Below are 26,563 nucleotides of genomic sequence, written 5' to 3'. Positions count from 1 at the left end.
TTAGTTAGCAACCACGTTAAGTAGTTTGCCAGGTACGTAAATTACTTTACGGATAGTCGCGCCTTCAGTGAACTTAGTCACGTTTTCTTCAGCAAATGCTAATGCTTCAACTTGCTCTTTAGTTGCATCTGCAGGCACTGTTAACTTAGCACGTAGCTTACCGTTAACTTGTACAATGATTAGCTTTTCATCTTCAACAAGTGCTGATTCATCAACTGTTGGCCATGCTGCATCTAAGATATCGCCTTCTTTGCCAAGGTCTTGCCATAACTGGTGACACATGTGCGGTGTGATAGGCGCAAGCATGATAAGTAATGCTTCAAGTGCTTCGTTAGCAATTGCCACATCTTGTTTATCAGCAAGTGGTGCTTTAAGTAACTTGTTCGAGATTTCCATGATTGCAGCGATTGCAGTGTTGAACGTTTGACGACGTTCAACGTCATCAGTCACTTTTGCAATTGCTTTATGAAGTTCACGACGAAGTACTTTTTGGTCGTTATTTAACGCTGATTTATCAAGCGCTTGATAACCTACTGTTTCAACATCAACAGCGTATTTCCAAATACGTTTTAAGAAACGCATTGCACCTTCAACACCTGAATCAGACCATTCAAGAGTTTGCTCTGGTGGTGCAGTGAACATCATGAATAAACGAACTGTATCTGCACCGTACTGGGCGATAACTTGTTGCGGGTCGATACCGTTGTTTTTCGATTTCGACATTTTGCTCATGCCCGCAGAAAATACCGGCTCGCCATCTTCTTTGTGCCACGCTTTAACAACACGACCTTTGTCGTCTGTTTCAGTTTGAACGTCTGTTGGTGAAATCCAGATATCACCGCCTTTCTCATCTTTACGATAGAAAGTATCAGCTAGTACCATGCCTTGACATAATAAGCGCTCAAATGGCTCATCTGAGTTTACTAAACCAAAGTCACGTAATAGTTTGTGGAAGAAACGCGAGTAAAGTAAGTGCAAGATTGCATGCTCAATACCACCAATGTATTGGTTTACTGGTAACCAGTAATTTGCAGCACCTGGCTCGATCATGCCTTCGTCAAAACGTGGGCTACAGTAACGAGCGTAGTACCAAGACGACTCCATGAAGGTATCGAAGGTATCAGTTTCGTGGAATGCAGGCGCGCCATTTACCGTTGTTTTAGCCCACTCAGGATCAGCTTTGATTGGTGAAGTCACACCATTCATAACTACGTCTTCTGGTAAGCGAACTGGTAGCATGTCTTCTGTTGCTGCAAGCTCATCACCATTTTCGTCGCTAAGCATTGGGATTGGAGAGCCCCAGTAACGCTGACGGCTAACACCCCAGTCACGTAGACGGAAATTAACTTTACGCTCACCTACACCCAGCGCTTCTAGTTTGTCTGCAACGGCATTAAACGCTGCTTCAAACTCAAGACCATCGAACTCACCCGAGTTAACTAACACACCTTTTTCTGTGTAAGCTTGGTTGTCTAAATCAACCGTTTCTTCAGAACCTGCAGCTGGTGCGATAACTTGAGCAATCTCAAGGCCATACGTTGTTGCAAACTCGTAGTCACGTTGGTCGTGCGCAGGAACAGCCATAACAGCGCCTGAGCCGTAATCCATTAATACGAAGTTAGCGACCCAAATTGGTACTTGCTTACCTGTTAATGGGTGAATTGCATAAAAGCCTGTTGCAATGCCTTTTTTGTCCATGGTTGCCATGTCTGCTTCAGCGATTTTCGTGTTTTTACACTCATCAACAAACATAGCTACAGCGTCGCTGTTTTTAGCAGCTTCTTGTGCAATTGGGTGACCGGCAGCAACTGCTACGTACGTCACACCCATGAAGGTATCTGGGCGTGTTGTATAAACACTGAATGTGTCTTCGTTATCAGCACGCTTAAATTCGATTTCTAAACCTTCAGAGCGACCAATCCAGTTGCGCTGCATGGTTTTAACTTGCTCAGGCCAGTGGTCAAGTTTATCTAAATCGTCTAATAGCTCTTGTGCGTAATCAGTGATTTTGATGAACCATTGTGGAATTTCTTTTTGCTCAACAATTGCACCTGAACGCCAACCACGACCATCAATTACTTGCTCGTTAGCAAGTACTGTTTGGTCAACTGGATCCCAGTTAACTGTTGACATCTTTTTGTAAACTAAGCCTTTTTCGTAAAGCTTAGTGAAGAACCATTGTTCCCACTTGTAGTATTCTGGGTGACATGTTGCGATTTCACGATCCCAGTCGTAACCAAAACCTAGTTGCTTTAACTGGTTACGCATGTAATCGATGTTTTCGTAAGTCCACTTAGCAGGTGCTGTGTTATTTTTGATTGCTGCATTTTCAGCTGGTAGACCAAACGCATCCCAACCCATAGGTTGCATTACGTTTTTGCCTTGCAAGCGTTGGAAGCGTGATACTACGTCACCAATGGTGTAGTTACGAACGTGACCCATGTGGAGTCGGCCGCTTGGGTATGGGAACATAGATAGGCAGTAATACTTTTCTTTGCTCTCATCTTCAGTGACTTTAAATACTTGGTTTTCTTCCCAATAGGCTTGTACTTTTGACTCAATGTCTTGCGGGTTATATTGCTCTTGCATCTACGATTCCAGACTTCTTGCAAATTAATAAAAAATTGTCGATAAGGATAACCCAAAATACATGCTAATCACAGCGGCAAATAGGCGCTTTTGTTAATTTTCCAAGGAAATATATTTTCAGGGCAGGTTAACCTATACTCAACTAGAATAACGGTTGATTTTTCATCATTTTTGAAGGAGTAAACGATGGCAGATTATAAATCTTGGTTGAGCGATTTAAGTGCATGGCTCAAAGATGTAAAAGATCATGAGCTAAAAGATGCAATGGAAAAATTTGTTGAATCAGAGCAAGCACTTAAAGACTTAGGGCAAGAAAAGCTCAATCAGTATCGTGACTATCTACAGCGCGATATCGACCACATCAAAGAAAACGACAGTCACTATGATTCACTCGCATGGCTCGAGCTTAAAGAGTCGCTTTGGTACGAGTTATCGCACATTGAAGATAAAACCCAGCTCGAATGGCAAGCCTTAAATCAAGATTTTCAACATAATGGTGTTTATCAAGAGGGAGAATGGATAGCCATGGGCACATTAGTATGTAAAAATTGTCAGCATAGTTACGATGTTTACCATGCTACGCAAATTACTCCTTGTACTGAATGTGGCGGTATTTATTTTCGCCGTAAGGCATTACAACCTTAATCAGTGACGCTGGCTTGTGCTGGGCGTTACCTATAATGCCCAGTCAAGACTGGGAAATAAGAAGTTAGAATGACAAAAAAACTAATCCCACTACCTGTTTCTGCGTTAGCACCTGAGATTGCAGCAAGTCATGTTGCGACTTGTATGCAAAACCCATATCCAGAAGCGTTGCCATTTATTGGTCAGCAACGTGCACAAAGTGCCCTTGACTTTTCACTTGGAATGGAATTACCGGGTTACAATGTTTATGTCATGGGTGAAGCGGCTCATGGTCGTTACACCTTAGTAAAAGACAAACTCACAGCCCATTCAAAAGACCGCCCAACGCCTAATGAGTGGTTGTATGTTAACAACTATGATGACCACCGCGAGCCAATCGCGTTATTCATGCAAGCAGGCCAATCAAAGCAGTTAGCTGACGATATAGATTCATTTATCGACGAAGTACTCGATACATTCCCAGCGGCTTTTGATAACCCAGGTTATCAACGCAAGAAAAAGTCAATCGACCGTGAGTTTACCGATACTTACGATGCGGCAATTACTGCTGTTGAAATTGCAGCACTTGAGCAAAGTGTGGCACTGATTGAAGAAAATGGTGTTGTGGGATTTGCGCCTTTAGTGAATGGTAAACAACTGAGCGACAGTGAATTTTCAGCCCTTGATGAGCCACTGCGTATCGAATTTTATGAGGTTATCGAAAAGCTTGAAGATGCGTTAATCGAAGCATTAATTGAGCTTCCTCGTTGGAAGCGAGAGTCATCTGAAAAACTGCGTAACCTTAAAAAATCAACTGCTGAGCTTGCCACTAAGCCACTCATTAAAGCCCTTGAACATAAATACGCGACGCACATCGGTGTGTTGCGTTATTTAAAAGATATTCGTGAAGAAATCATTGATGCGGTACTTGAATGGCTCGACGATGATGAAAACGACGAAAATAAAGAAGACTTTGACCGTAAAGGGATGCTCACAGACTTCTTTGCGCCAAATATTCTAGTCGAATACAAAGAGGGCGATGCAGCCCCTGTGGTGTATGAGCCAAACCCGACCTTTGGCAATATTTTCGGCAAAATTGAATATGCGACCTCACAAGGCTCGCTTATCACCAGTTACCGTTCAATTCAGCCAGGTGCACTGCACCGTGCTAATGGTGGCTATTTGATTATGGATGCTGAAAAAGTCATGGCGAACCCACAAGTGTGGGATGGCCTTAAGCTTTCTCTAAAAACGCATCAAATCAAAAACGACTTACCCTATCAAGACAGCTCTGTGGGAAGTAGCTTTACGTTACGTCCGCAGCTTATTCCTCTTGATGTAAAAATAGTGCTGCTAGGCTCTCGCGACCTTTATTACACCATTGGTGAATATGACGAAGAGTTTGCAGAGTTATTCCGTGTACTTGCTGACTTTGATTATTACTTACCAAGTAGCGATAAACTGCAATATCAGTTCATTACCAAGGTGACTGAATATTGTCAGCAAACACTTAATTGCACCGTAAATGAAGCTGCAATGGCAAGATTACTAAAGTTTAGTTATCGCCAAGCTGAGCACCATAACAAACTCTCAGCTCGTTTTGCTGATGTATTAGAGTTAGTGGCAGAAGCCAGTTTTTATGCCAAACAAGATGGCCAAACAGTGATTGATGCTCATCACATAGATGAAGCCATTGTTGGTAAGCAATACCGCACAGGGCAAATTTCAGAAACCATGCTGAGTGATATCAAAGAGGGGCAAATTTTAATTGCAACCGAAGGTCACGCAGTGGGCAAAGTAAATGGCTTAACTGTGCTGCATATTGGCGATACCTCATTTGGTACACCTGCACGCATAACAGCCACTGTATACGCAGGTGCAGATGGCGTAATTGACGTTGAACGTGAAGCCGAGCTGGGTAAAGCCATTCACTCAAAAGGGGTGATGCTGTTAACCGGTTACTTAGGTAATAAGTATGCTCAGCAATTTAGCCTAACGCTCAGTGCCAATATCGCAATAGAGCAAAGCTATGGCTACATCGACGGTGATAGCGCCTCATTAGCAGAGCTGTGCGCGCTTATATCAGCCATTACGAACTTACCTATTAGCCAATCTATTGCACTGACAGGGTCAATTAACCAGCATGGTGATGTGCAATCAATTGGTGGCGTAAACGAGAAAATAGAAGGCTTCTTCAAACTTTGCAAAATGCGAGGCTTAACCGGTGAGCAAGGGGTGATTATTCCTAAATCAAACCAAGTTAATTTAGTGCTTGATGACGAAGTACTCGATGCCGTTGAAAAAGGGCGCTTTAATATTTATGCCGTTGAAACGGTTGATCAAGCTCTCAGCTTATTAATGGATAAAGACGCAGGTGAAATGACCGCAGAAGGTTACCCTGAAGGCTCTATTAACGCGCTAGCCTTAGCAAGGCTTGCCAATATTGCAGATATCGTAAATGGCGACAATGACGATGAGAAGGACGCAGAATGATTAATTTAATACTTTTACTGATCATTGGTATTTTTTGTTTTTTAATCTTTAAAAATAGTAAAAAAGCGAAGCTACAAGCCCTTGAAAATGAAAAACTCGCCGCGGACTTTTTAGCGAATAATAGTAAAGCCGACGATATTCATGAAACCGCATCTGGGCTGCAATACAAAATTGAGCAAAGTTCTGGTAATGACACAAAGCCAAGTGCAACCAGTAAAGTAAAGGTTCACTATCACGGTACGCTTATGGATGGCAGTGTTTTTGACAGTTCAGTGGTAAGAAACTCACCAATTAGCTTTGGTTTAAACCAAGTCATTGCAGGCTGGACCGAAGGCTTACAACTCATGAGCGAAGGAGATAAATTTACCTTTTATATCCCGCCTCAGCTTGCTTACGGCCGTAAACGCGTCGGCAGCATTCCTGCAGGCTCGCTACTTATATTTGATGTAGAGTTGATAAAGATAGAATCTTAAATGTAAAAAGGCTTCATTATGAAGCCTTTTTTAATTGTTATTTCTTAATCCTTACAAATACACCCACAGCGCTCAGTAATATCACTACCGCCCATACTGGCCAATTGCCATATTGACTATAAATGCTATCGCCTTTAATTAACGTGATATTGGCTTCGAGTACATCCGCTTTAAATTGTGGCATAGCTAATTGTGATTTAGCGATAGGGTCGTAAACGGCGCTAATACCATTGTTGGTCACGCGAATTAGCGGGCGCTGTAACTCTAAGGCGCGCATACGCGCTATTTGCATGTGCTGATGCGGGCCATGTGAGTCACCGAACCATGCATCGTTACTCACCGTGAATAAAATGTCGGAGTCACTGCGATAATTACCACGAACCAACTCAGAAAAGGCAATTTCATAGCAAATAGCCGGTAAAATGTTTAAGCCATTTGCGCGTAAATTGTTTTGCACTTCATCACCACGGGTAAAGGAGGACATAGGCAAATCAAACAGTGGCGCAATTGGGCGCAAGAAGTCCTGAAACGGCACAAACTCACCAATGGGTAATAACTGATGCTTTTGGTAGCGGTTTTTACCTAAATATTGATAGTGGCCTTCACTGTCATCGTGTTCTTTTTTACCAAGCACTATTAAGGTATTAAAAATGTTACGCGTGTCGTATTGGTAATCAACGATACCGGTAATAAGCGCGGTGTCATTAAACGTTGCAGCACTATCAAGGCCTGTTAAATACTCGGTTGATAATGCTTCAAGCTCAGGCACAGCAGCTTCTGGCCAAACAATTAAATCAGCATTCCAATGCAGGCGAGTCATATCTTGGTATTTGCTCATAGTCGTCCAAAACTCAGACGGCTCAAAACGAAGATGCTGTTTAATATTACCCTGCACCAGTACAGTTTTAATGGTTTTATCTTGGTAGTGTAGCTGGTTGCTGCTTGCAATCGTATATAAGCCAGCTAATAGGGCTACAGAGGCGATAAGTGGTTTGCCATCTTTGCTTGCTAGGCGATATAAAGCAAACGCAATTAACATACATACAAGCGTAATCCCAAACTCACCAATCACTGGGGCTAAAAAATTAAGTGGGCTGTCTGTTTGCGTGTAACCAAAACTCAGCCACGGAAAGCCTGTTAACAATGTGCCACGTAAGTATTCTGTGGTTGCGATAGCGGCGAGTAACCAACATATAAAGCTATATGGGCCTGTAGCAAGGCGTGTTGTCAGCCAAGTAGCTAATGCAGGATAAAGGGCTAAATAAGCACAAAGCAGCACCATTAACGAAAGTGATGCGATTAATGGCATGCCACCAAAGGTCGCTATTGATACATGCACCCAGCTTATACCTGCACCAAACCAACCTAAACCAAATAAAAAGCCATATTTAGCACTTTGTTTAGCGGCTAATTTACCGTTTGCGAGAGGGTTAATGCAGTAGAGTAGAGCACCAAGGGAAAGAAAAGTTATAAACCATAGGTTATAGGGTGCGTAACTTAAGGTTAAAAAGAGGCCCGCAACAAGTGCGAGCCAGGCTTTTTTATCTTTTGCAAGGTGACTTAGGTTAGTTAGCAGTTTCTTCACTGTCGTTATCATCAGCCTTTGGAATGGTGACTTGCAATTGTAAGATACGGCGGTTATCTGCGTTAGTGACTTTAAATTGTAAGCCTTCTACCTCGATTGTTTCACCACGACTTGGCATGTGACCAAATGCATGTAAAACAATACCACCTATGGTGTCAGCATCTGAGGTGCTGTAACCAGTTTTAAAATACTCGTTAAAGTCATCAACTTCAGTCAGTGCTTGCACAGCGTAAACGTGCTTTGCAACTTGGCGAATATCTTGTAGGTCTTCACTTTCATCGTGCTCGTCTTCGATTTCACCAACGATGATTTCAAGGATATCTTCGATAGTGACAAGACCAGACACACCACCATACTCATCAATAACAATCGCCATGTGGTAACGTTGTTGACGGAACTCATTAAGCAGCGTGTCTACACGTTTACTTTCAGGCACTACAACTGCAGGACGCAAATATTCACGTAAAGAAGGCAGTTGCTCATCTTTGTTGATGATCAGTGGTAATAAATCTTTTGCTAATAAAATACCTTCAACATGGTCTTTGTCTTCACATACCACGGGAAAACGTGAATGTGTTGAATCAACCATCATAGGTAATAGCTCTTCTAATGGTGTATCAACCTCTAAGGTTACCATTTGCGAGCGTGGGATCATGATGTCCCGCACTTTCAGCTCTGATACACCTAGCACCCCTTCAATCATATCTTTGGTTTCAGGGTCGATAAGGTCGCGTTCTTGCGCATCGGCAATTACTTCTACCAGCTCTTCTCTATTCTGGGGTTCCCCTTGCAACATTTGGGCTATGCGGCCCAGCCACGTTTTGCCAGAAGAACCCTGGCTAGTTTGCGAGTTGTCGTCGCTCATTGCGTCTAATTGCTCCGTTAATTTAAATATCGTCTCGATATGGGTCAGCGATGTTCAGATCGGCAAGTAATTGCTTTTCTATGCTTTCCATTTCAAGTGCATCTTCGTCCTTTATATGGTCAAATCCAAGTAAATGCAAGCATCCATGGATAACCATATGGGCAAAATGGTCGTGAAAGGTTTTTTCTTGCTCAATTGATTCGGCTAAAACAATAGCCGGACAAATGATTAAATCACCTACTAAAGGTAACTCAATGCCCGGTGGTGCTTCAAATGGAAAAGATAAGACATTAGTCGGTTTATCTTTGCCACGGTAATCATTGTTGAGCTGCTGGCTTTGTGCTTCATCGCTGATCACTATAGTCAGCTCTGCATCTTCACGGTAGTTGCTAAGGGCTTTGTCAGCCCATAGCTGGAATTGTTCAAAGCTTGGTAAGTCGTCAAACTCACAGGCTATTTGTAAATCTAATTCGGTCACGAGTTTGCTTCTTGTTGGTTTGCTTGCGCTTCTTTCGCACGTTGCTTCTCTGCACGTTTTAAACGTTCTGCTTCATCGTTTCGCTCATAAGCTTCAACGATACGAGCAACAACCGGATGGCGAACCACATCGTGTGATTGGAAGAAGTTAAAGCTAATTTCATCGACACCGTTTAATACTTCGATGGCATGACGTAGGCCTGAGCGGGCACCACGCGGCAAATCGACTTGTGTAATATCACCCGTGATCACCGCTTTTGAATTAAAACCAATACGGGTTAAGAACATTTTCATTTGTTCTGCTGTGGTGTTTTGGCTTTCATCGAGAATAATAAACGCGTCATTTAGCGTACGACCACGCATGTAAGCAAGTGGCGCAACTTCAATCACGTTTTTCTCAATTAGCTTTTCTACACGCTCAAAACCCAGCATTTCAAATAATGCATCGTATAGAGGGCGTAAATACGGGTCGATTTTTTGACTTAAGTCACCAGGTAAAAAGCCTAGCTTTTCACCAGCTTCAACCGCAGGACGAGTTAATAAAATACGGCGAATTTCTTGACGCTCTAAGGCATCAACAGCTGCAGCAACCGCTAAATAAGTTTTACCTGTGCCAGCAGGGCCAATACCAAAGGTAATATCGTGATGCAAAATATTTGCAACATACACGCCTTGATTATCATTGCGCGGTTTAATAACGCCACGGCGAGTTTTAATCACCATGTCTTTGCCATATACACCTGGGTTTTCATCTTGCTCTAGCGCATTTGATTCGCTAATTGCCAAATGTACGGCTTCAGGTTCAATCTCGCCAATCAGGCCGCGAATAGGTTGAGTTTCAATATAGAGGTTTTTTAGTATCTCAACAGCCGCTGCTGCAAGGTGCAGTTTACCAGTTACTCTGAAGAAATTATCACGGTGTGCAATCTCAACACCAAGGCGGCGTTCAATTTGCTTAATGTTTTCGTCAAACGGACCACATAAAGATGAAAGGCGTTTGTTGTCGGCGGGTTCTAAATAAATCTCTAATGTTTTTAACTGATTACTCAAAATTGCTTCCTATTGATGGGTGCAGGCTGTGCCTGCACCAAGTGTCACCCTAAGGTACGAAAGTAGCAACGCCAATTTCGTTAGGGGCCGTAGCGGCCTCAGCTTCAGCAGCTTTATTTAAAATAGCTGAAGGTGCCACATCACGGCGTAAGTTCATTTCTGATTCTGTACGAATTAATTCACCACGTAAAGAGTTTGGCAATGCTTCTGTAATACGTACATCAACGAATTGACCGATCACTGAGTGAGGGCCTTCAAAGTTAACCACTCGGTTGTTCTCAGTACGGCCACGTAATTCCATTGGGTTCTTCTTAGAAGGACCTTCAACTAGGATACGCTGTTCGGTATCAAACATTTGGCGGCTGATTTGCTGCGCCATTTGCGTGATACGGTTTTGCAGAATGTATAAACGTTCTTTTTTCTCTTGCTCTGTTACGTCATCTGGTAAATCAGCAGCTGGCGTACCAGGGCGCGCACTGTAGATGAAGCTAAAGCTCATATCAAAACCAATGTCATTGATAAGGTTCATAGTTGCTTCAAAGTCCGCTTTGCTTTCGCCTGGGAAACCAATGATGAAGTCTGAAGACATGCTTAGGTTAGGGCGAATTTTACGTAACTTACGAATCGTAGATTTGTACTCGAGTGCAGTATGACCACGTTTCATAAGGTTAAGAACACGGTCTGAACCACTTTGTACTGGTAAGTGTAGGTGGTCAACAAGCTCAGGTACGTCTGCGTACGCATCAATGATATCTGGCGTAAATTCTACTGGGTGCGATGTGGTATAACGAATGCGGTCAATACCGTCAATCGCAGCGACATAACGTAATAAATCAGAGAAGTAACAAATTTCACCGTCGTGAGTTTCACCACGATACGCATTTACGTTTTGACCAAGTAGGTTTACTTCGCGAACACCTTGCTCTGCAAGTTGGGCAACTTCAAGTAATACGTCATCAAGAGGGCGGCTTACTTCTTCACCACGCGTATAAGGCACTACGCAGAATGTACAGTATTTAGAACAACCTTCCATAATTGATACAAACGCAGTAGGTCCTTCCGCTTTTGGCTCAGGTAAACGGTCGAACTTTTCAATCTCAGGGAATGAAACGTCAACTACCGAGCTGCTGTCGCCACTTTGCACTTGCTTAATCATTTCTGGTAAGCGGTGTAATGTTTGCGGGCCAAAGATTACATCAACAAACGGTGCACGTTGACGAATTGAGTCACCTTCTTGCGATGCAACACAGCCACCAACACCAATGATTAACTCTGGTTTGTCGTCTTTTAATAGTTTCCAACGGCCAAGCTGATGGAATACTTTCTCTTGTGCCTTTTCACGGATTGAACAGGTATTGAGTAAGATCACGTCAGCGTCTTCAGCTTCTTCAGTTAACTGATAGCCGTTAGTCGCATCTAGTAGATCAGCCATTTTCTGAGAGTCGTACTCGTTCATCTGACAACCCCAGGTTTTAATATGCAGCTTTTTACTCATTGAAATATAGCCTCGTTTTCAATTCGGTAGTGACACAAAAATGTGTTAGAAACAGGATTAAGTGGCAAGTATGCCGACTTAAAGGACGCGTATTTTAGCTGGATACCCGCACAGATCCAAGTATAGTTTTTATCTTTGTGGTGTGAAATCAAACAAGTCACTGTTTTGAAATTCATAAGCGGTAAATGCACTGACACGCAATATTGAATTACGTTACAATTTATCCCGTATTTAAATAGCCAAATGAGCGAATATTAAATGAATAAAAATAAGGTAATTGTTGTCGGTGGCGGCATGGTAGGTGCTGCTACTGCTGTAAAACTGGCCAAGCAGGGTAGGGATGTCTCCGTTATTGAAAAGCACCTTATCGATGCTGATCATATTTTAAGCTCAGATAAGGTAGATATTCGCATTTCGGCTATTAATCGTTTTTCAGAAAATTTACTCGATGAGCTTGGTGCAATGCCGTTACTAAGACAAAATCGTATCGCACCTTATCAACAATTAGAGGCCTACCAGCAACAAGGCGAGAATTTATTGTTTGATTGCCATGAAATTGGCGAAACGCATTTAGGTCATTTAATCGAAAATAATTTAATTCAAGCAAGTCTTTGGCAGGAATTCGCCAAGTACAATATCGAAGTGATAGAGCAACTAACAGCCATTACGGATATTACTCAAACGGCTGATTCAATCACCTTACATTATGGCGATACTCAATATACCGCTGATTTAGTTGTTGCTGCAGATGGTGGACAGTCACAATTGCGAACTAAAGCTGGTTTAGGTGTAACGGGTTGGCAATATGGCCAGCATTGCATGGGCGTGTTAATCAAATTAGATGCCCCGCAGCAGGTAAAAACGTGGCAACAATTTACGCCAAGCGGCCCAGTAGCATTTTTACCGATGCAGGCGCCTTATGCTAATTTAATTTGTTATCACGATGCTGCGGTTTTAAAGCAGTGGCAAAAGTTGTCGAATGAGCAACTTAAAGCAAAACTCATTGAACATTTTCCTGAACTACCGGGCGACTTTGAATTACTTGAGCATGCTGTTTTTCCACTTGCACGCCAACATGCCAATGATTACTCGCACGGACGTTTAGTTTTAGTGGGTGATTCGGCGCACACAATTAACCCGCTTGCTGGGCAAGGTGTAAACTTAGGCTTTCAAGATGTTGTAGCACTGGCAGATATTTTGGCAGATCAACCTGATGTTGGTCAGCAAGCGTTATTAAAGCGCTACGAGAAAAAACGCCGCCACGCTAATTTACTAATGATGAGTATGATGGATGCATGTTATTTTGGTTTTTCAAACGAGATTAAACCACTGAGCTGGGTGCGCAGTAAGTTTTTAAAGCTTGCTAATAACACAGGCCCTGCAAAGAACTGGGTTTTAAAGTATGCGATTAGCGGGACATTAAGTTAATAGTAAAAAATTAATCTTACAAAAGGCAAAGAAGCGGGGTAATGAAAATTAGCCCTTTTTTTTGTGCTAATACCAATCCGCAATAATACTTAATCATTTTGAGGGATTAAACCTGTCGCTACCTGCGTTAAAAATTTCTGATTTAGAACAACTAAATAACGAAATTTTTGCCTTGTTATCAACGAGGTTTTATTGCCTCAAAATAGACTACTTAATTAAGCGAATTGGTATAAAATTACCGAATATACTTTGGATAAACTTTAAACTTTAAACTTTAAACTTTAAACTTTAAACTTTAAACTTTAAACTTGAAAGGGAAGTAAGTAGTTGGCTGGGATACCAGGATTTGAACCTGGGAATGGCAGGATCAAAACCTGCTGCCTTACCGCTTGGCGATATCCCAACGCTAAACTTGAAGAGTTTTAGTTCTACTTAAGAACATGGTGCGGAAGGAGAGACTTGAACTCTCACAACCGAAGTTACTGGAACCTAAATCCAGCGCGTCTACCAATTCCGCCACTCCCGCATCATTTGTACTAATGTACTGGTAGTTATTTTAGACTCTTCATTGAGTATTCTTTATCACTCTGAGAAAGTGGCTGGGATACCAGGATTTGAACCTGGGAATGGCAGGATCAAAACCTGCTGCCTTACCGCTTGGCGATATCCCAACAAAGAATAATTTGATAGTTTGAGTTCTTATCAAGAACATGGTGCGGAAGGAGAGACTTGAACTCTCACAACCGAAGTTACTGGAACCTAAATCCAGCGCGTCTACCAATTCCGCCACTCCCGCATCATTCGTACTAATGTACTGGTAGTTATTTTAGACTCTTCATTGAGCATTCTTTGACACTTTGAGAAAGTGGCTGGGATACCAGGATTTGAACCTGGGAATGGCAGGATCAAAACCTGCTGCCTTACCGCTTGGCGATATCCCAACAAAGAATAATTTGATAGTTTTGGTTCTTATCAAGAACATGGTGCGGAAGGAGAGACTTGAACTCTCACAACCGAAGTTACTGGAACCTAAATCCAGCGCGTCTACCAATTCCGCCACTCCCGCATACCTTTTGCGTTTGTAGTAAGGGAACCTAAATCCAGCGTCTTAATCAAGACATCGGCCAATTCCGCTACTCCGCATCATTCGTACTAAAAGTACTGGTAGTTATTTTAAACTCTTCATTGAGTGCAGCTTTAACTCCTGCAGAGCCATTCTTAAGAAAGAATGGTGGCTAAGACGGGATTTGAACCTGTGACCCCATCATTATGAGTGATGTGCTCTAACCAACTGAGCTACTTAGCCATCGTGGCTGGGATACCAGGATTTGAACCTGGGAATGGCAGGATCAAAACCTGCTGCCTTACCGCTTGGCGATATCCCAACAAAAGCTTGATAGTTTGAGTTCTTATCAAGAACATGGTGCGGAAGGAGAGACTTGAACTCTCACAACCGAAGTTACTGGAACCTAAATCCAGCGCGTCTACCAATTCCGCCACTCCCGCATCATTCGTACTTAAAGTACTGGTAGTTATTTTAAACTCTTCATTGAGCAACAAAAAGAATGGTGGCTAAGACGGGATTTGAACCTGTGACCCCATCATTATGAGTGATGTGCTCTAACCAACTGAGCTACTTAGCCATCTTTTTTGTTAGCACTTCATCGCTGAGTGCGGGGCGTATTATGCTGATATGACCTAAATCCGTCAACACCTTTTTTGCAAAAAAATGCTTATCAGTGTTTGTTTGCATTAAAATTAAGCTAAGTGGCGAAATTTCATTTAAATTGCTGTTTTTTTGACTGCAATTTATGAGTTTAATTCCCAAACGCATCGTAAGAGTTTTAAAACGTACATTTAAAGCTGCTTGATTTTCATACAAAAATCAAGTTTCAAAATTAGTTAGCGTGATCTTTTAGGTGATTTAAACATAAAAAAGCGAAAGCGAATGAATTTATATAGGCTATTTTGTCACTAAGGGGGCTTATTTTTACTTTTAAAATCCCCACAATTTGCTAATCGAGCAGTCAATAGGTCGCAAAATTGCTAGCGAGCTTTGAAATCCCCTCAATTAACTGTTGTTATCACTCATTTGCTTTCGACGACGATTCACTGTTAAGCATAAATAACACCGTACATCACTAAAAAGAACAAGCAGAGGTAAGGCTGCAGAAGTATTACTCACCATGCTTTGATGTTTTAGGAAGGGTTAGTAATATTTAGACAATAAAAAAGGCTCGTAATAACGAGCCTTTTAAAATCGAATGAGCAAATATGCTTATACGTTAAATAAGAAGTTCATCACATCGCCGTCTTTAACGATGTACTCTTTACCTTCTTGACGCATCTTACCAGCTTCTTTAGCACCGCTTTCGCCTTTAAACGCAATGTAGTCGTCAAATGCAATAGTTTGTGCACGGATAAAGCCACGCTCAAAGTCAGTGTGGATTTTACCCGCAGCTTGTGGTGCAGTCGCACCTACTGGGATTGTCCATGCACGTACTTCTTTAACGCCAGCAGTGAAGTAGGTTTGTAATTTAAGTAACTCGTAACCACCACGGATCACTAAGTTAAGACCTGGTTCTTCTAAACCTAGGTCAGCCATAAATTCTAGTTTATCTTCTTCTTCAAGTTCAGATAACTCAGATTCAATCGCTGCACATACTGGAATAACAACCGCATCTTCTGCAGCGGCAATTTCACGTACTTTGTCTAGGTAAGGGTTATTTTCAAAACCATCTTCTGCCACGTTAGCAATATACATGGTCGGTTTGATTGTTAAGAAGTTAAGCGGCTTAATTGCTGCTTTTTCTTCTTTAGTTAGTTCTAAAGAACGTAACGTTAAACCTTCATCTAAGTGTACTTTTACTTTTTCTAAAACAGCATTTTGCTCTTTAGCGTCTTTGTCGCCGCCTTTTGCTTTTTTAGCATTACGAACAATCGCTTTATCAGCACTGTCCATATCAGCAAGTACTAATTCAGTGTTAATTACGTCGATATCATCAGCAGGGTCAATTGTGCCAGCAACGTGAACAATGTTTTCGTCTTCAAAACAACGAACAACGTGACCAATCGCATCTGTTTCACGAATGTTTGCTAAGAATTGGTTACCTAAACCTTCACCTTTCGATGCGCCTTTTACTAGACCTGCAATATCAACGAATTCCATCGTCGTTGGTAAAATACGCTGAGGATTTACGATAGCGGCTAAATCATTTAAGCGCGCATCAGGAACCGGTACCACACCCGTGTTAGGCTCAATGGTACAAAAAGGGAAGTTAGCGGCTTCAATACCCGCTTTAGTTAGTGCATTAAATAGAGTTGATTTACCAACGTTTGGCAAACCAACGATGCCACATTTAAAACCCATAGTAAGATACCTTGTGTAATTTCATTAAAACGGATTAAGGTTTAAATGAATGTAGTCTGTTTTGTGCTTTTAACACACCATCTTTTGCAAGTATTTCCATACAACGAACTGCTTCGTCAACGGCGGCGTCCATTTTTTCTTGATCGTCTTTCGCGGCTTTACCTAGCACCCAGCCTGTTACCATTTCTCGGTGACCTGGATGACCAATGCCTATGCGAAGGCGCATGAAATCTTTTTGGTTTGCCATTTTCGCAATAATATCTTTTAAACCATTATGACCGCCGTGGCCGCCACCTTTTTTAAGTTTTGCAATCCCAGGATCTAAGTCCATTTCGTCATGAGCAACGAGAATGTTCTCAACAGGGATTTTAAAGAAATTAGCGAGACTACTCACCGCCTTACCACTTAAATTCATATAAGTTGTAGGGATCAGTAATTTAAATTCTTGGCCTTGAATAATCACTTTGCCGGTGAGGCCGTGATATTTAGGATCATGTTTGAGTGTGCAGTTATAACGTGCAGCCAGTTCTTCGATGAACCAAGCACCTGCATTATGGCGTGTGTTTGCGTATTCGGGGCCTGGATTAGCCAGGCCCACAAGCATTTGAATAGAATTCAAGGTGTTTACACCTTAAAAATTATTCTGCAGCGTCTTCTGAAGCTTCTTCTTCAGCTGGAGCTGCTTTGTTAGCTTTAACAGTAACAACTGACTGATCGTGATCAGCGCCTTTAGTTAGCTCAACAGATGAAACACCTGAAGGAAGTTTAAGGTCAGAAAGGTGGATTGAATCACCAGCTACTAAATCTGAAACGTTAACTTCAACGAACTCAGGAAGTGCTTTAGGAAGACACGTGATTTCGATTTCAGTTAATTGGTGAACAACAGTGTTACCAGCTTTAGTTACTTTCTCTTCACCGATGAAGTGTACAGGCACTTTAGTGTGAAGTTTGTGAGTAGCATCTACACGTTGGAAGTCTAAGTGAGTGATCTTAGGCTTGTACGGGTGACGTTGAATATCTTTAAGGATAGCTTCAACTGACTCGCCACCGATGTTTAAAGTAAGGATGTGCGTGTAGAAACCTTCGTCTTCTTGCGCTTTGATCATATCTTTGTGTGCAAGAACGATTGATGCAGCTTCTTTGTCAGCACCGTAAAGGATTGCAGGAACTTTATCTTCACGGCGTAGGCGGCGGCTCGCACCAGTACCTGTTTCTGTACGTAATTCTGCATTGTATGTGTAAGTTGACATAATGTCTCCAATAATTAATAGTCTTAGGGCCTTTGCGACCAAGGTCCCCAGCCAAAAGGCGCGCTATCATACCACCCCTTTCGGGGAAAATAAATAACGACTACAAAAAAAGCACCTAGACGGTGCTTTTTTTAGTATTGCAGTAATGTTGATTAGTGTTCAAACATCGCTGAAATAGATTCTTCGTTGCTGATACGACGGATTGTTTCAGCAAGCATATCTGCAAGTGTAAGCACTTTGATTTTATCAATTGCTTTAAGCTCGTCAGATAGTGTGATTGAGTCAGTTACAATAACTTCGTCAATGACTGAGTTACGAATGTTCTCAGCTGCATTACCAGAAAGTACTGGGTGAGTGGCGTAAGCAAATACGCGTTTTGCACCGTGTTCTTTAAGCGCTGCTGCTGCTTTACATAAAGTGCCACCGGTATCGATCATGTCATCAACGATGATACAGTCACGACCTTCAACGTCACCAATAATGTGCATTACTTGTGAAACGTTTGCTTGTGGACGACGCTTGTCGATAATAGCAAGGTCTGTGTCGTTTAATAGCTTAGCGATTGCACGAGCTCGAACAACACCACCGATATCAGGAGAAACAACAACAACGTCATCGAAGTCGCGTTCTTTCATATCTTCAAGTAGAACTGGGCTACCAAATACGTTATCAACTGGTACGTCGAAGAAACCTTGGATTTGTTCAGCGTGTAAATCAACCGTTAGAACGCGGTCAACACCAACACTTGAAAGGAAATCTGCAACTACTTTAGCTGTAATTGGTACACGCGCAGAACGCACGCGGCGGTCTTGACGTGAATAACCAAAGTAAGGGATAACGGCAGTAATACGTCCAGCAGACGCACGACGTAGGGCATCAACCATAACGATAAGCTCCATTAAGTTATCGTTAGTAGGGTTACAGGTTGATTGGACAATGAAAACGTCAGAGCCACGAACATTTTCATTAATTTGAACACTGATCTCACCGTCACTAAAACGGCCAACAACAGCATCGCCTAATTCAATATACAAACGTTTTGCAACTTTTTGAGCTAGCTCAGGTGTTGCGTTACCAGCGAAGAGCTTCATGTCAGGCACGGTAGGGTTCCTCAGGCACTGAATTTTGGGACTAACAGGCTATGGTAGGCACCAAAGCAGGTTAACATTTACTTGTACGTTACTTCATTTCAAAGTGAGCATTTAATGCTGTATGAGCAGGAGAAAGTGTAGCACTACTTGCAACAAAACCTGTCCATTTTTCTGGTAATTGAGCTAAAACTTGTTGTGCTTGTGCCTCGGTTGAAAACTCAGCAAAGCAGCAAGCGCCTGTACCAGTCATCTTTGACGGGGCGTATTTTAGCAACCACTGCAGGGCTTTTTCAACCTCGGGGCAGAGCTTTTTAACTAAAGCCTCACAATCATTGCCTAAATTTTCTGTTTGCCAGTCTGCTTTTAGCTTAGGTGTGTCGCGCTTTAAATCTGGGTGGGTAAAAATTTTCGCAGTGCTCACATGCTGCCCTGGATGCACTACACAGAACCAACTTTGCGGTAATTCAATATTTTCTAGTTGCTCGCCAATCCCATGGGCAATGGCAGTGTGACCATTGATAAATACTGGTACATCAGCGCCTAATTTCACCCCAAGCTGAGCTAATTCTGTAAGTGATAAATCACAACCCCATAGTTTATTAAGAGCAAGCAGGGTAGTGGCGGCATCAGATGAGCCGCCGCCAACACCGCCGCCCATAGGCAAACGTTTTAATAGCTTTATTGAAGCGCCTTGTTGGCAATCACAGTGCTGTTGTAATAAACGGGCTGCTTTATATATAAGGTTATCTGCAAGCTCAATACCGTTTGTATCACCGGTTACTGTAATATTTGGCTCGTTGTTGACAGTAAATGTTAAGTCATCACCAAATTCTAAAAAGGTAAATAAGGTTTCGAGTTCATGGTAGCCATCTTTACGGCGACCATTTATATGAAGGAATAAATTAAGTTTTGCAGGTGCTATTAAAGTTAGCGGGGCGGTTGAAGCGTGTGTCATGATTAATTTAACTGCCAATCATTAAGTTGAATTTTAATACGAATTTTATTGTTTTTAAGGCTTAGCTTAACAGGAAGCCAATAACCATCTTGTTTGATGTAATCTGAATAGGTTATCTGCCACTGTTGACCATTGTGAGCTTGCCAAATAAGACTTTTTAAACGGCCTTGCTCATCATAGCTTGCTTGGTCGTTTTCGACGGTGCCTTTTAGCCACTTTGCGGCATTATCTAATGGGATTGAAAAACCGGTTAAACGATATAACAACATTGAGGCATCACGGTCGGTATATACATTGTCGTCATACTCAAGTTCAGCACCTTGTGCATTTTGCTTTAAAGACAGAATACGGGTACCAATAAAACTGGTAAGCACCATGTCGCTGTATTGCTCATCATGTTGCCAATTTAAATTGGCTGACTGGCGCTGCTCTGTACTAATAAATGCCATTTTGCCTTGCACTTGCCATTGAGCTTGTTGTTCTAATCGGCTTTTCCAGTCAGGATAAATGTAATCAACTGTTGAAATTTTTTGCGCACAACCGCCGATAAATAAAAAAAACATGAATAAAATCAAATATTGTTTAATCAAATGTCGTTCCTTACTTTCCATATTCCGCTGATTTTTGGTAAAATTAATGCCTTTACAGCTGGGCTTAGCAATATTTGGTACATATGACCATCGTAGCACTTGGTATAAATCACAAAACCGCATCCGTAGAATTACGCGAAAAAGTCGCGTTTTCGCCTGAGCAAATGTCTGAGGCGTTACAGCAATTAAGTGGTCATGCGCATTTTAATGAAGCGGTTATTGTTTCGACCTGCAACCGAACTGAAATCTATTGTAGCCTTGCTGAGCGTAATTCCCAAACCCTGTTGCACTGGTTAGCCAGTTTCCATGGATTGGATGAACATGAACTGAGCAATAATATCTATTATCATGAAGATCACGAAGCAATTAATCACTTAATGCGGGTGTCTTGTGGTCTAGATTCGTTAGTACTCGGCGAGCCGCAAATTTTAGGGCAAATAAAACAAGCCTACCATAATGCAAAAACTCACGATGCCATTGGTGTAACCTTTGACCGCTTGTTTCAAAAAACATTTTCTGTCGCAAAACAAGTTCGTACCGAAACTGATATTGGTGCTAGCGCAGTATCTGTTGCTTATGCCGCAGTTAATCTTGCGAAACATATTTACGGCAAACTAGATAAAACCAATGTACTGCTAATTGGTGCAGGTGAAACGATTGAACTAGTTGCTAAGCACTTATACCAAAACGATCCGCAAAAAATCACGGTGGCAAACCGTACTATTGAACGCGCTAAAACGTTAGCGAGTGAGGTTGACGCGGATGTGATTGCACTTGCCCAGTTACCAGAGCGTTTACACGACGCCGATATTGTTATTAGTTCAACCGCCAGTACCTTGCCTATTATCGGTAAAGGGGTGGTAGAGCAGGCGTTGAAAAAGCGCCGCCACAAACCAATGTTATTTATCGATATCGCGGTACCGCGTGATATCGAAAGCCAAGTAGGCGAATTAGATGCTGCCTATTTGTATTCAGTTGATGACTTACAAGCCATAGTAAGCGAGAATATCGCCGCTCGTGAGCAGGCTGCGGAGCAAGCGCAAGCTATTATTCGCTCACGTACCGATGAATTTGCTATGTGGTTGCGTTCACTCGATTCGGTGGATCTTATTCGCCATTATCGCAACGATGTACAAGATATAAAGTCAGAACTTGTCGAAAAAGCCCTTGGCCAGTTACAAGCAGGTAAAGAGGCAGAAAAAGTAATACTCGAGTTGGCAAACAAACTGACCAACCGCTTGATGCACGCACCTACCCGTGCCATTCAAGATGCTGCTAAAAAAGGTGAAGCAGCGGAGTTAAGCCAATTAAAGAAAATGTTAGGTATTGATCAGGAATAGTCGTTAAATGAAAGAGTCTGTTTATAGAAAATTAGAAACCTTAGTTGAGCGTTATGAGGAAGTGCAAGCGCTACTAAGCGACCCCTCTGTGATCAGCGACCAAAATCGCTTTCGTGCCTTATCTAAAGAATACTCAGAATTAGAAGAAATCGTAAAAGCATTTTTAGCTTACCAACAAGCCCAAGATGATGTTGCTACAGCAGAAGAAATGTTAAAAGACTCTGATCCTGATATGCGTGAAATGGCGCAAGAAGAATACAAAGAAGCAAAAGCACAAATTATTGCATTAGAAGATGAAATCCAAATTCTAATGTTACCAAAAGACCCTAAAGACAATAATAACGTCTATTTAGAGGTTCGTGCCGGTACCGGTGGTGATGAAGCTGCTATCTTCGCAGGTGACTTATTCCGTATGTACAGCCGCTACGCTGAAACTAAAAAGTGGAAAGTAGAAGTAGTAAGTACTAACGAAGGTGAGCACGGCGGTTATAAAGAAGTGATTGCGCATATCTCTGGCGAAGGTGTGTATGGTCAGCTTAAGTTTGAATCAGGTGCGCACCGTGTACAACGTGTTCCAGAGACAGAATCGCAAGGCCGTGTTCATACCTCAGCGTGTACGGTAGCCGTTATGGCCGAAATTCCTGAAGCGGAAGCAATTGAAATTAACCCTGCTGATATTAAAGTCGATACCTTCCGTGCATCGGGTGCCGGTGGTCAGCACGTAAATAAAACTGACTCAGCAATCCGTATTACACACATTCCAACGGGTGTGGTTGTAGAGTGTCAGGATGAGCGTTCACAGCATAAAAACCGTGCCAAAGCGATGTCTGTACTTGGCGCACGCTTACAACAAGCTGAAGATGAAAAGCGTCAAGCGGCTGAAGCGTCAGAACGTCGTAACTTAGTAGGTAGCGGTGACCGCTCTGAGCGTATTCGTACTTATAACTACCCGCAAGGTCGTATTACCGATCACCGTATTAATTTAACACTTTATCGTTTGAATGAAGTGGTTGCTGGTGATTTAGGAAGTGTTATCGAGCCTCTAATGCAAGAACACCAAGCTGACTTACTTGCCGCGATGGGCGATGAATAATCGTGCCACAATGCATTGAACAAGCAATTGTTGCTGCAACGGCGTTATTAACGCCTAGCAGCGACAGTGCTAAGTTAGACGCACAAGTCCTGTTATTATCCATTCTTGATAAACCTCGTAGTTACTTATTTACTTGGCCCGAAAAACAACTTACCGAACAGCAACAACGTGATTTTGAACAAGCATGTCAGCGTCGTTTAAATGGTGAACCAGTTGCTCATATTGTTGGCTTTCGTGAATTTTGGAGTCTTCCTTTAAAGGTTAATCCAACAACCCTGATCCCAAGACCTGATACCGAAACGTTAGTAGAATATGCCTTAGGCCTTGAGCTACCTACGGCTGCAAACGTGCTTGATTTAGGCACTGGCACAGGGGCAATTGCTTTGGCATTGGCCAGTGAAATGCCAAATTGGCAGGTGACAGGGGTTGATAGGGTGGCTGATGCTGTCGAATTAGCTAAAGAAAATAAACAGCGACTTGCAATCAACAATGCTAATTTTGCCTTGAGCAATTGGTTTAGTGCAGTAAGTACACAAAAGTTTGACCTAATTGTGAGCAATCCTCCGTATATTGAACATGATGATGAGCATTTAAGCCAAGGCGATGTTCGCTTTGAGCCGCTCTCTGCATTAGTTGCAGATGACGACGGTATGGCTGATATTAAACAAATTATTACTATCGCACGTGACTATTTAGCAACAAATGGCTATCTTTTAATTGAACATGGCTACAAACAAAGTGTGAAGGTACAAGAATTTTTTGCACAAATGTCGTATAGCCATATACTTACAATTAAAGATCTTGGCGGTAATGACCGTGTAACGTTAGCACAATGGCCTAAATAACAATAAAGCGCACTGTGCGTACATAGCCTTTGAGGATCCCATAGAATGGATGATTTTTTGTTTTCGGATGAAGCACTTGACGAAGTTAATGAGGTGGTTCAGGGTAGTTGGAAAGTCATCGTCGTTGATGACGAGCCAGAAGTACATGCCGTAACAAAGCTTGCGTTGAGTGACTTTGAATTTCAAGATAAACGTTTAGAGTTTATTAGTGCTTATTCAGGTGAAGAAGCTAAGCAAGTAATTCAAGAGCATCCAGATGCGGCTATCGTATTACTCGATGTGGTTATGGAAACCGACGATGCCGGCCTTAAAGTTGCCAAGTTTATTCGTGAAACCGCAAAAAATAATCATATTCGTATCATTCTTCGCACTGGTCAGCCTGGGCAAGCACCAGAGCGTCAAGTCATCGTTAATTACGATATCAATGACTACAAATCAAAAACTGAATTAACAGCACAAAAACTGTTCACAGTAGTGATGTCGAGCTTGCGTTCATATCGTGATATTTTGTCGATAGAACAATCTCGTCAAGGCCTTGAAAAAATAATTAAAGCTTCACGTGATATCTTTTCAACTCATTCTCTTGAAAGCTTTATTGAAGGGGTGATGCAACAACTTACCTCATTATTAGGAACCGTTGATCAGGCCATGTATGCAACCAGTTTAGTTGCGAGTAACCCGCAAGATAACCAAAAGAAGCTAGTGGTGTTTTCGGGCCGAGGTGAGTTTGAACGCAGTGAAGGCAAGGCGATTGAAGAGGTGTTAAGTCACGATCAGCTTCAAGCCTGTCAGCAAGCTTTAAATGAAAAAACCATTGTTTATCGTGAGAACTATTTATTTGCCTATTGCAGTAGTGAATATAATCATAATTCCATGTTGTTTATTTCAGGTATCCCTAAGCATTTAACCGACACTCAGCGTCACTTGATTGAAATCTTTTCGCAAAATGTGCAGCTGGCGTATGAAAATGTACAGTTACAATCTGAAATCGAAGCAACACAACAAGAGTTAGTATTTAGGCTCAGTGAAGCGTTAGAGCAACGTTCAACAGAAACAGGTAACCATGTAAAGCGTGTGTCGCACATTTGTTATGAACTTGCCATGGGCTATGGTCTATCAAAACGCGAAGCAGAGCTTATTCGCTTAGCTGCGCCATTGCATGATGTGGGTAAAGTGGGTATTCCCGACGCTATATTAAATAAGCCGGGGCCATTGACCGATGAAGAGTGGGCTATCATGCAACTTCATGCTGAAAAAGGTCATTTAATTTTAAAAGACTCCAATCGTGACATTGTTAATACTGGCGCAGTGATTGCGTTGTCACACCATGAGCGTTGGGATGGTTCAGGCTACCCGAAAGGGTTGAAAGGCGAAGACATTCCTATTGCAGGTCGCATCGTTGCTTTAGCTGATGTATTTGATGCACTACGTCATAAGCGCTGCTACAAAGAGCCGTGGTCGCTTGACGATGTTGTGAAAGAAATTAACGCGCAACAGGGCAAACAATTTGATCCAAAGTTGATTGATGTGTTTAATCAGCGAATTAAAGAAATAGAAGACGTACTTGTACGTTATCCAGATTAATTAAAATAAAATTAGGGGCATATGGATTATTTAGCAGTAAAACATACTCACATGTTATTTGCCGTGTTGAGTATTATCTTATTCTACGTTCGTTCTTTCTCTCGCTTAAAGACGGGCGTTCTGGCAAAAAACAAAGTAGTGTTTATCGGCAGCCACAGTATCGACACCTTATTACTTATTTCTGCAGTGGCATTAATTGTAATGGCCGGTTTTAACCCGCTTGAACAATCTTGGTTATTAGAAAAGATAATCTTAGTGGTTGCTTATATTGTACTCGGTGTGGTTGCCGCTAAGCAAAGTGCAAAAAGCGCGAAGCTTGTATTACTTGCGATCACCACGCTTATTTTATTAGTAATTGGTTATTTAGCATCTGCAAAAACAGCACTTCTTTTATAACAAATCTCTGAGCGGTATTTGATTGCATTGGCTGTCGTACCGCTTTTTTATATCTCAACGCTCAGTATTGGTAACTTAAAGCAAAAGTAGGTAAACTAGCTGTTCGTTTTTGAAAGAGATGTAGCAGTATAAATGACCACCCCTTGGTTTGAAGATCAAAATGAATCCTATCAAGATGAGGCCTTTGACGCATTTTCTTCTAAAGTGCTTTATCGTTGTATCGACGCTGAATTAAAGTGGGATCAACAAGCTGATTTAACAGCCTGTTATGACACCCTTAATGAGCTTGAAAATACGGTAACAGCTCTTTGCGCCGAATTAAAAGAGCCACATGAGCGTCTCGATAAGTTACTTGATACCTTTTATCAGCAATGGCTGTTTAGCTCATCAAGCTTAAAAGTGCCAGAGTACACGTTAAATAGCTTTAGCTATACCATTACTATGCGCAGTGGCACGCAAACCACGCTGGCAATTTTACTTTGTCATTTATTACAGCATGCTGAACTTGATGCCACGGTCACACTTAGTCAGGGAGACGTGCACGTTCACGTTGGGATGAGTGATGAAGAGGGCTATTTAATTGAGCCAAGCACAGGTCAGCAGAGCTGGTATATAACACCTGAGAATGCCTGTGAAGAAAATGGTGATGAGCAAGAACCGCTTGAACTGATTTTTGAAGAAGAGCTTTATAAGCTGTATCTAGCACAGCAAAAATGGTCGTTCATCAGCGAAAGTAAATTTGGTCATGCATTGCATTGTGTTGATATGCTGATGGAATTACTTGGTGATGACCCTTATGAGCGTCGTGACCGCGGCTATTTACTTAATCAGCTAGATTGCCCAAAAATGGCGCGTGATGATTTGCAGTACTTTATTAATGAGTGCCCAGATGATCCCGCTATCGAATTAATTCAGCACCAGATTGCTGAAATAGAAGACAACAATAATACACACCACTAATTTAAAGGAA

General features: G+C 42.0%; 22 protein-coding genes and 10 tRNA genes. 10 read left to right on the top strand and 22 right to left on the bottom strand.

The features are described from left to right. Nucleotides 1–2,589, bottom strand: a complete 2,589-nt coding sequence (gene leuS, locus AOG27_RS03800) for a leucine--tRNA ligase (RefSeq protein ID WP_054551665.1) — start codon at nt 2,587–2,589, stop codon at nt 1–3. 186 nt (nt 2,590–2,775) lie between these two features. On the opposite strand from leuS, the gene AOG27_RS03795 reads away from it, so the two are divergent. The 3 genes from AOG27_RS03795 to AOG27_RS03785 all read left to right on the top strand — a co-directional run bounded on the left by AOG27_RS03795 (nt 2,776) and on the right by AOG27_RS03785 (nt 6,179). Beyond that, entirely contained in the window at nt 2,776–3,234 is a 459-nt protein-coding gene (locus AOG27_RS03795) for a zinc ribbon-containing protein (RefSeq protein ID WP_054551664.1), read from the top strand. 69 nt (nt 3,235–3,303) lie between these two features. Beyond that, a complete protein-coding gene (locus tag AOG27_RS03790) occupies nt 3,304–5,706 on the top strand; it encodes a Lon protease family protein (protein WP_054551663.1) in 2,403 nt (800 codons plus the stop codon). Further along, on the top strand, nt 5,703–6,179 hold the full coding sequence (locus AOG27_RS03785; protein WP_054551662.1) for an FKBP-type peptidyl-prolyl cis-trans isomerase: 477 nt from the start codon (nt 5,703–5,705) through the stop codon (nt 6,177–6,179). The genes AOG27_RS03790 and AOG27_RS03785 overlap by 4 nt, the downstream gene beginning before the upstream one ends. Nucleotides 6,180–6,216: 37 nt before the next feature. Here AOG27_RS03785 and lnt read toward each other — a convergent pair whose 3' ends face one another. From lnt to miaB, 5 genes are read right to left on the bottom strand one after another with little or no spacing between them, the layout of a single operon-like run. After that, entirely contained in the window at nt 6,217–7,764 is a 1,548-nt protein-coding gene (lnt, locus tag AOG27_RS03780; protein WP_200909084.1) for an apolipoprotein N-acyltransferase, read from the bottom strand. Continuing rightward, nucleotides 7,745–8,629 carry a CNNM family magnesium/cobalt transport protein CorC gene (corC, locus tag AOG27_RS03775; RefSeq protein WP_054551660.1) on the bottom strand — a complete coding sequence of 295 codons (885 nt, stop codon included), beginning with the start codon at nt 8,627–8,629 and terminating at the stop codon, nt 7,745–7,747. The genes lnt and corC overlap by 20 nt, the downstream gene beginning before the upstream one ends. A gap of 22 nt (nt 8,630–8,651) precedes the next feature. Continuing rightward, nucleotides 8,652–9,107, bottom strand: a complete 456-nt coding sequence (ybeY, locus tag AOG27_RS03770) for an rRNA maturation RNase YbeY (RefSeq protein ID WP_054551659.1) — start codon at nt 9,105–9,107, stop codon at nt 8,652–8,654. Then, complete coding sequence (locus AOG27_RS03765; RefSeq protein WP_054551658.1) at nt 9,104–10,156, bottom strand: PhoH family protein; 1,053 nt, start codon at nt 10,154–10,156, stop codon at nt 9,104–9,106. Before AOG27_RS03765 ends, ybeY begins: the two co-directional genes overlap by 4 nt. A gap of 49 nt (nt 10,157–10,205) precedes the next feature. Then, nucleotides 10,206–11,651: a tRNA (N6-isopentenyl adenosine(37)-C2)-methylthiotransferase MiaB gene (gene miaB, locus AOG27_RS03760; RefSeq protein ID WP_054551657.1), complete on the bottom strand. Its 1,446-nt coding sequence runs from the start codon at nt 11,649–11,651 to the stop codon at nt 10,206–10,208. 258 nt (nt 11,652–11,909) lie between these two features. Between miaB and AOG27_RS03755 the strand changes: the two genes are divergently transcribed. Continuing rightward, nucleotides 11,910–13,079, top strand: a complete 1,170-nt coding sequence (locus tag AOG27_RS03755; protein ID WP_054551656.1) for an FAD-dependent oxidoreductase — start codon at nt 11,910–11,912, stop codon at nt 13,077–13,079. A 328-nt stretch (nt 13,080–13,407) separates the two neighbouring features. Here AOG27_RS03755 and AOG27_RS03750 read toward each other — a convergent pair. The 16 genes from AOG27_RS03750 to lolB form a co-directional block, all read right to left on the bottom strand. Beyond that, nucleotides 13,408–13,482, bottom strand: a tRNA-Gln gene (locus AOG27_RS03750). Nucleotides 13,483–13,520: 38 nt separating this feature from the next. Further along, nucleotides 13,521–13,605 (bottom strand) — tRNA-Leu (locus tag AOG27_RS03745). Between the two features lie 70 nt (nt 13,606–13,675). After that, a tRNA-Gln gene (locus tag AOG27_RS03740) sits at nt 13,676–13,750 on the bottom strand. Between the two features lie 40 nt (nt 13,751–13,790). Continuing rightward, nucleotides 13,791–13,875: transfer RNA gene (locus tag AOG27_RS03735), tRNA-Leu, on the bottom strand. 70 nt (nt 13,876–13,945) lie between these two features. Continuing rightward, nucleotides 13,946–14,020 (bottom strand) — tRNA-Gln (locus AOG27_RS03730). Nucleotides 14,021–14,060: 40 nt separating this feature from the next. Beyond that, nucleotides 14,061–14,145, bottom strand: a tRNA-Leu gene (locus AOG27_RS03725). Between the two features lie 163 nt (nt 14,146–14,308). After that, nucleotides 14,309–14,385, bottom strand: a tRNA-Met gene (locus AOG27_RS03720). Between the two features lie 4 nt (nt 14,386–14,389). Continuing rightward, nucleotides 14,390–14,464, bottom strand: a tRNA-Gln gene (locus AOG27_RS03715). A 36-nt stretch (nt 14,465–14,500) separates the two neighbouring features. Beyond that, nucleotides 14,501–14,585 (bottom strand) — tRNA-Leu (locus AOG27_RS03710). 60 nt (nt 14,586–14,645) lie between these two features. Next, nucleotides 14,646–14,722, bottom strand: a tRNA-Met gene (locus AOG27_RS03705). 635 nt (nt 14,723–15,357) lie between these two features. Continuing rightward, nucleotides 15,358–16,449 carry a redox-regulated ATPase YchF gene (gene ychF, locus AOG27_RS03700; RefSeq protein ID WP_054551655.1) on the bottom strand — a complete coding sequence of 364 codons (1,092 nt, stop codon included), beginning with the start codon at nt 16,447–16,449 and terminating at the stop codon, nt 15,358–15,360. Between the two features lie 34 nt (nt 16,450–16,483). After that, complete coding sequence (gene pth / locus AOG27_RS03695) at nt 16,484–17,068, bottom strand: aminoacyl-tRNA hydrolase (RefSeq protein ID WP_082389177.1); 585 nt, start codon at nt 17,066–17,068, stop codon at nt 16,484–16,486. A gap of 19 nt (nt 17,069–17,087) precedes the next feature. Then, complete coding sequence (locus tag AOG27_RS03690) at nt 17,088–17,699, bottom strand: 50S ribosomal protein L25/general stress protein Ctc (protein WP_054551653.1); 612 nt, start codon at nt 17,697–17,699, stop codon at nt 17,088–17,090. 152 nt (nt 17,700–17,851) lie between these two features. Further along, nucleotides 17,852–18,799, bottom strand: coding sequence for a ribose-phosphate pyrophosphokinase (locus AOG27_RS03685; protein WP_054551652.1), 948 nt, complete (start codon nt 18,797–18,799; stop codon nt 17,852–17,854). 79 nt (nt 18,800–18,878) lie between these two features. Continuing rightward, on the bottom strand, nt 18,879–19,745 hold the full coding sequence (ispE, locus tag AOG27_RS03680) for a 4-(cytidine 5'-diphospho)-2-C-methyl-D-erythritol kinase (protein WP_054551651.1): 867 nt from the start codon (nt 19,743–19,745) through the stop codon (nt 18,879–18,881). A gap of 2 nt (nt 19,746–19,747) precedes the next feature. Beyond that, entirely contained in the window at nt 19,748–20,335 is a 588-nt protein-coding gene (gene lolB / locus AOG27_RS03675; RefSeq protein ID WP_082389176.1) for a lipoprotein insertase outer membrane protein LolB, read from the bottom strand. A gap of 83 nt (nt 20,336–20,418) precedes the next feature. On the opposite strand from lolB, the gene hemA reads away from it, so the two are divergent. From hemA to AOG27_RS03645, 6 genes are all read left to right on the top strand, one after another. After that, nucleotides 20,419–21,675, top strand: a complete 1,257-nt coding sequence (hemA, locus tag AOG27_RS03670) for a glutamyl-tRNA reductase (protein ID WP_054551649.1) — start codon at nt 20,419–20,421, stop codon at nt 21,673–21,675. Between the two features lie 7 nt (nt 21,676–21,682). Next, the gene (gene prfA / locus AOG27_RS03665) at nt 21,683–22,768 is read left to right on the top strand and encodes a peptide chain release factor 1 (protein WP_054551648.1); all 1,086 of its coding nucleotides are present in this window, start codon (nt 21,683–21,685) and stop codon (nt 22,766–22,768) included. A gap of 2 nt (nt 22,769–22,770) precedes the next feature. Further along, on the top strand, nt 22,771–23,613 hold the full coding sequence (gene prmC, locus AOG27_RS03660; RefSeq protein ID WP_054551647.1) for a peptide chain release factor N(5)-glutamine methyltransferase: 843 nt from the start codon (nt 22,771–22,773) through the stop codon (nt 23,611–23,613). Nucleotides 23,614–23,658: 45 nt separating this feature from the next. Next, a complete protein-coding gene (locus tag AOG27_RS03655) occupies nt 23,659–25,197 on the top strand; it encodes a response regulator (protein WP_054551646.1) in 1,539 nt (512 codons plus the stop codon). Between the two features lie 21 nt (nt 25,198–25,218). After that, nucleotides 25,219–25,593 carry a SirB2 family protein gene (locus AOG27_RS03650; protein WP_054551645.1) on the top strand — a complete coding sequence of 125 codons (375 nt, stop codon included), beginning with the start codon at nt 25,219–25,221 and terminating at the stop codon, nt 25,591–25,593. A 132-nt stretch (nt 25,594–25,725) separates the two neighbouring features. Beyond that, nucleotides 25,726–26,553: a tetratricopeptide repeat protein gene (locus AOG27_RS03645; protein WP_054551644.1), complete on the top strand. Its 828-nt coding sequence runs from the start codon at nt 25,726–25,728 to the stop codon at nt 26,551–26,553. Nucleotides 26,554–26,563 lie beyond the last annotated feature (10 nt).

The sequence above is a fragment of the Pseudoalteromonas lipolytica genome, from assembly GCF_001306915.1.
Classification (GTDB): Bacteria; Pseudomonadota; Gammaproteobacteria; order Enterobacterales; family Alteromonadaceae; genus Pseudoalteromonas; species Pseudoalteromonas simplex.
Note: the sequence above shows the minus strand (reverse complement) of the source record. Positions and strands in the feature narration are given on the sequence as shown.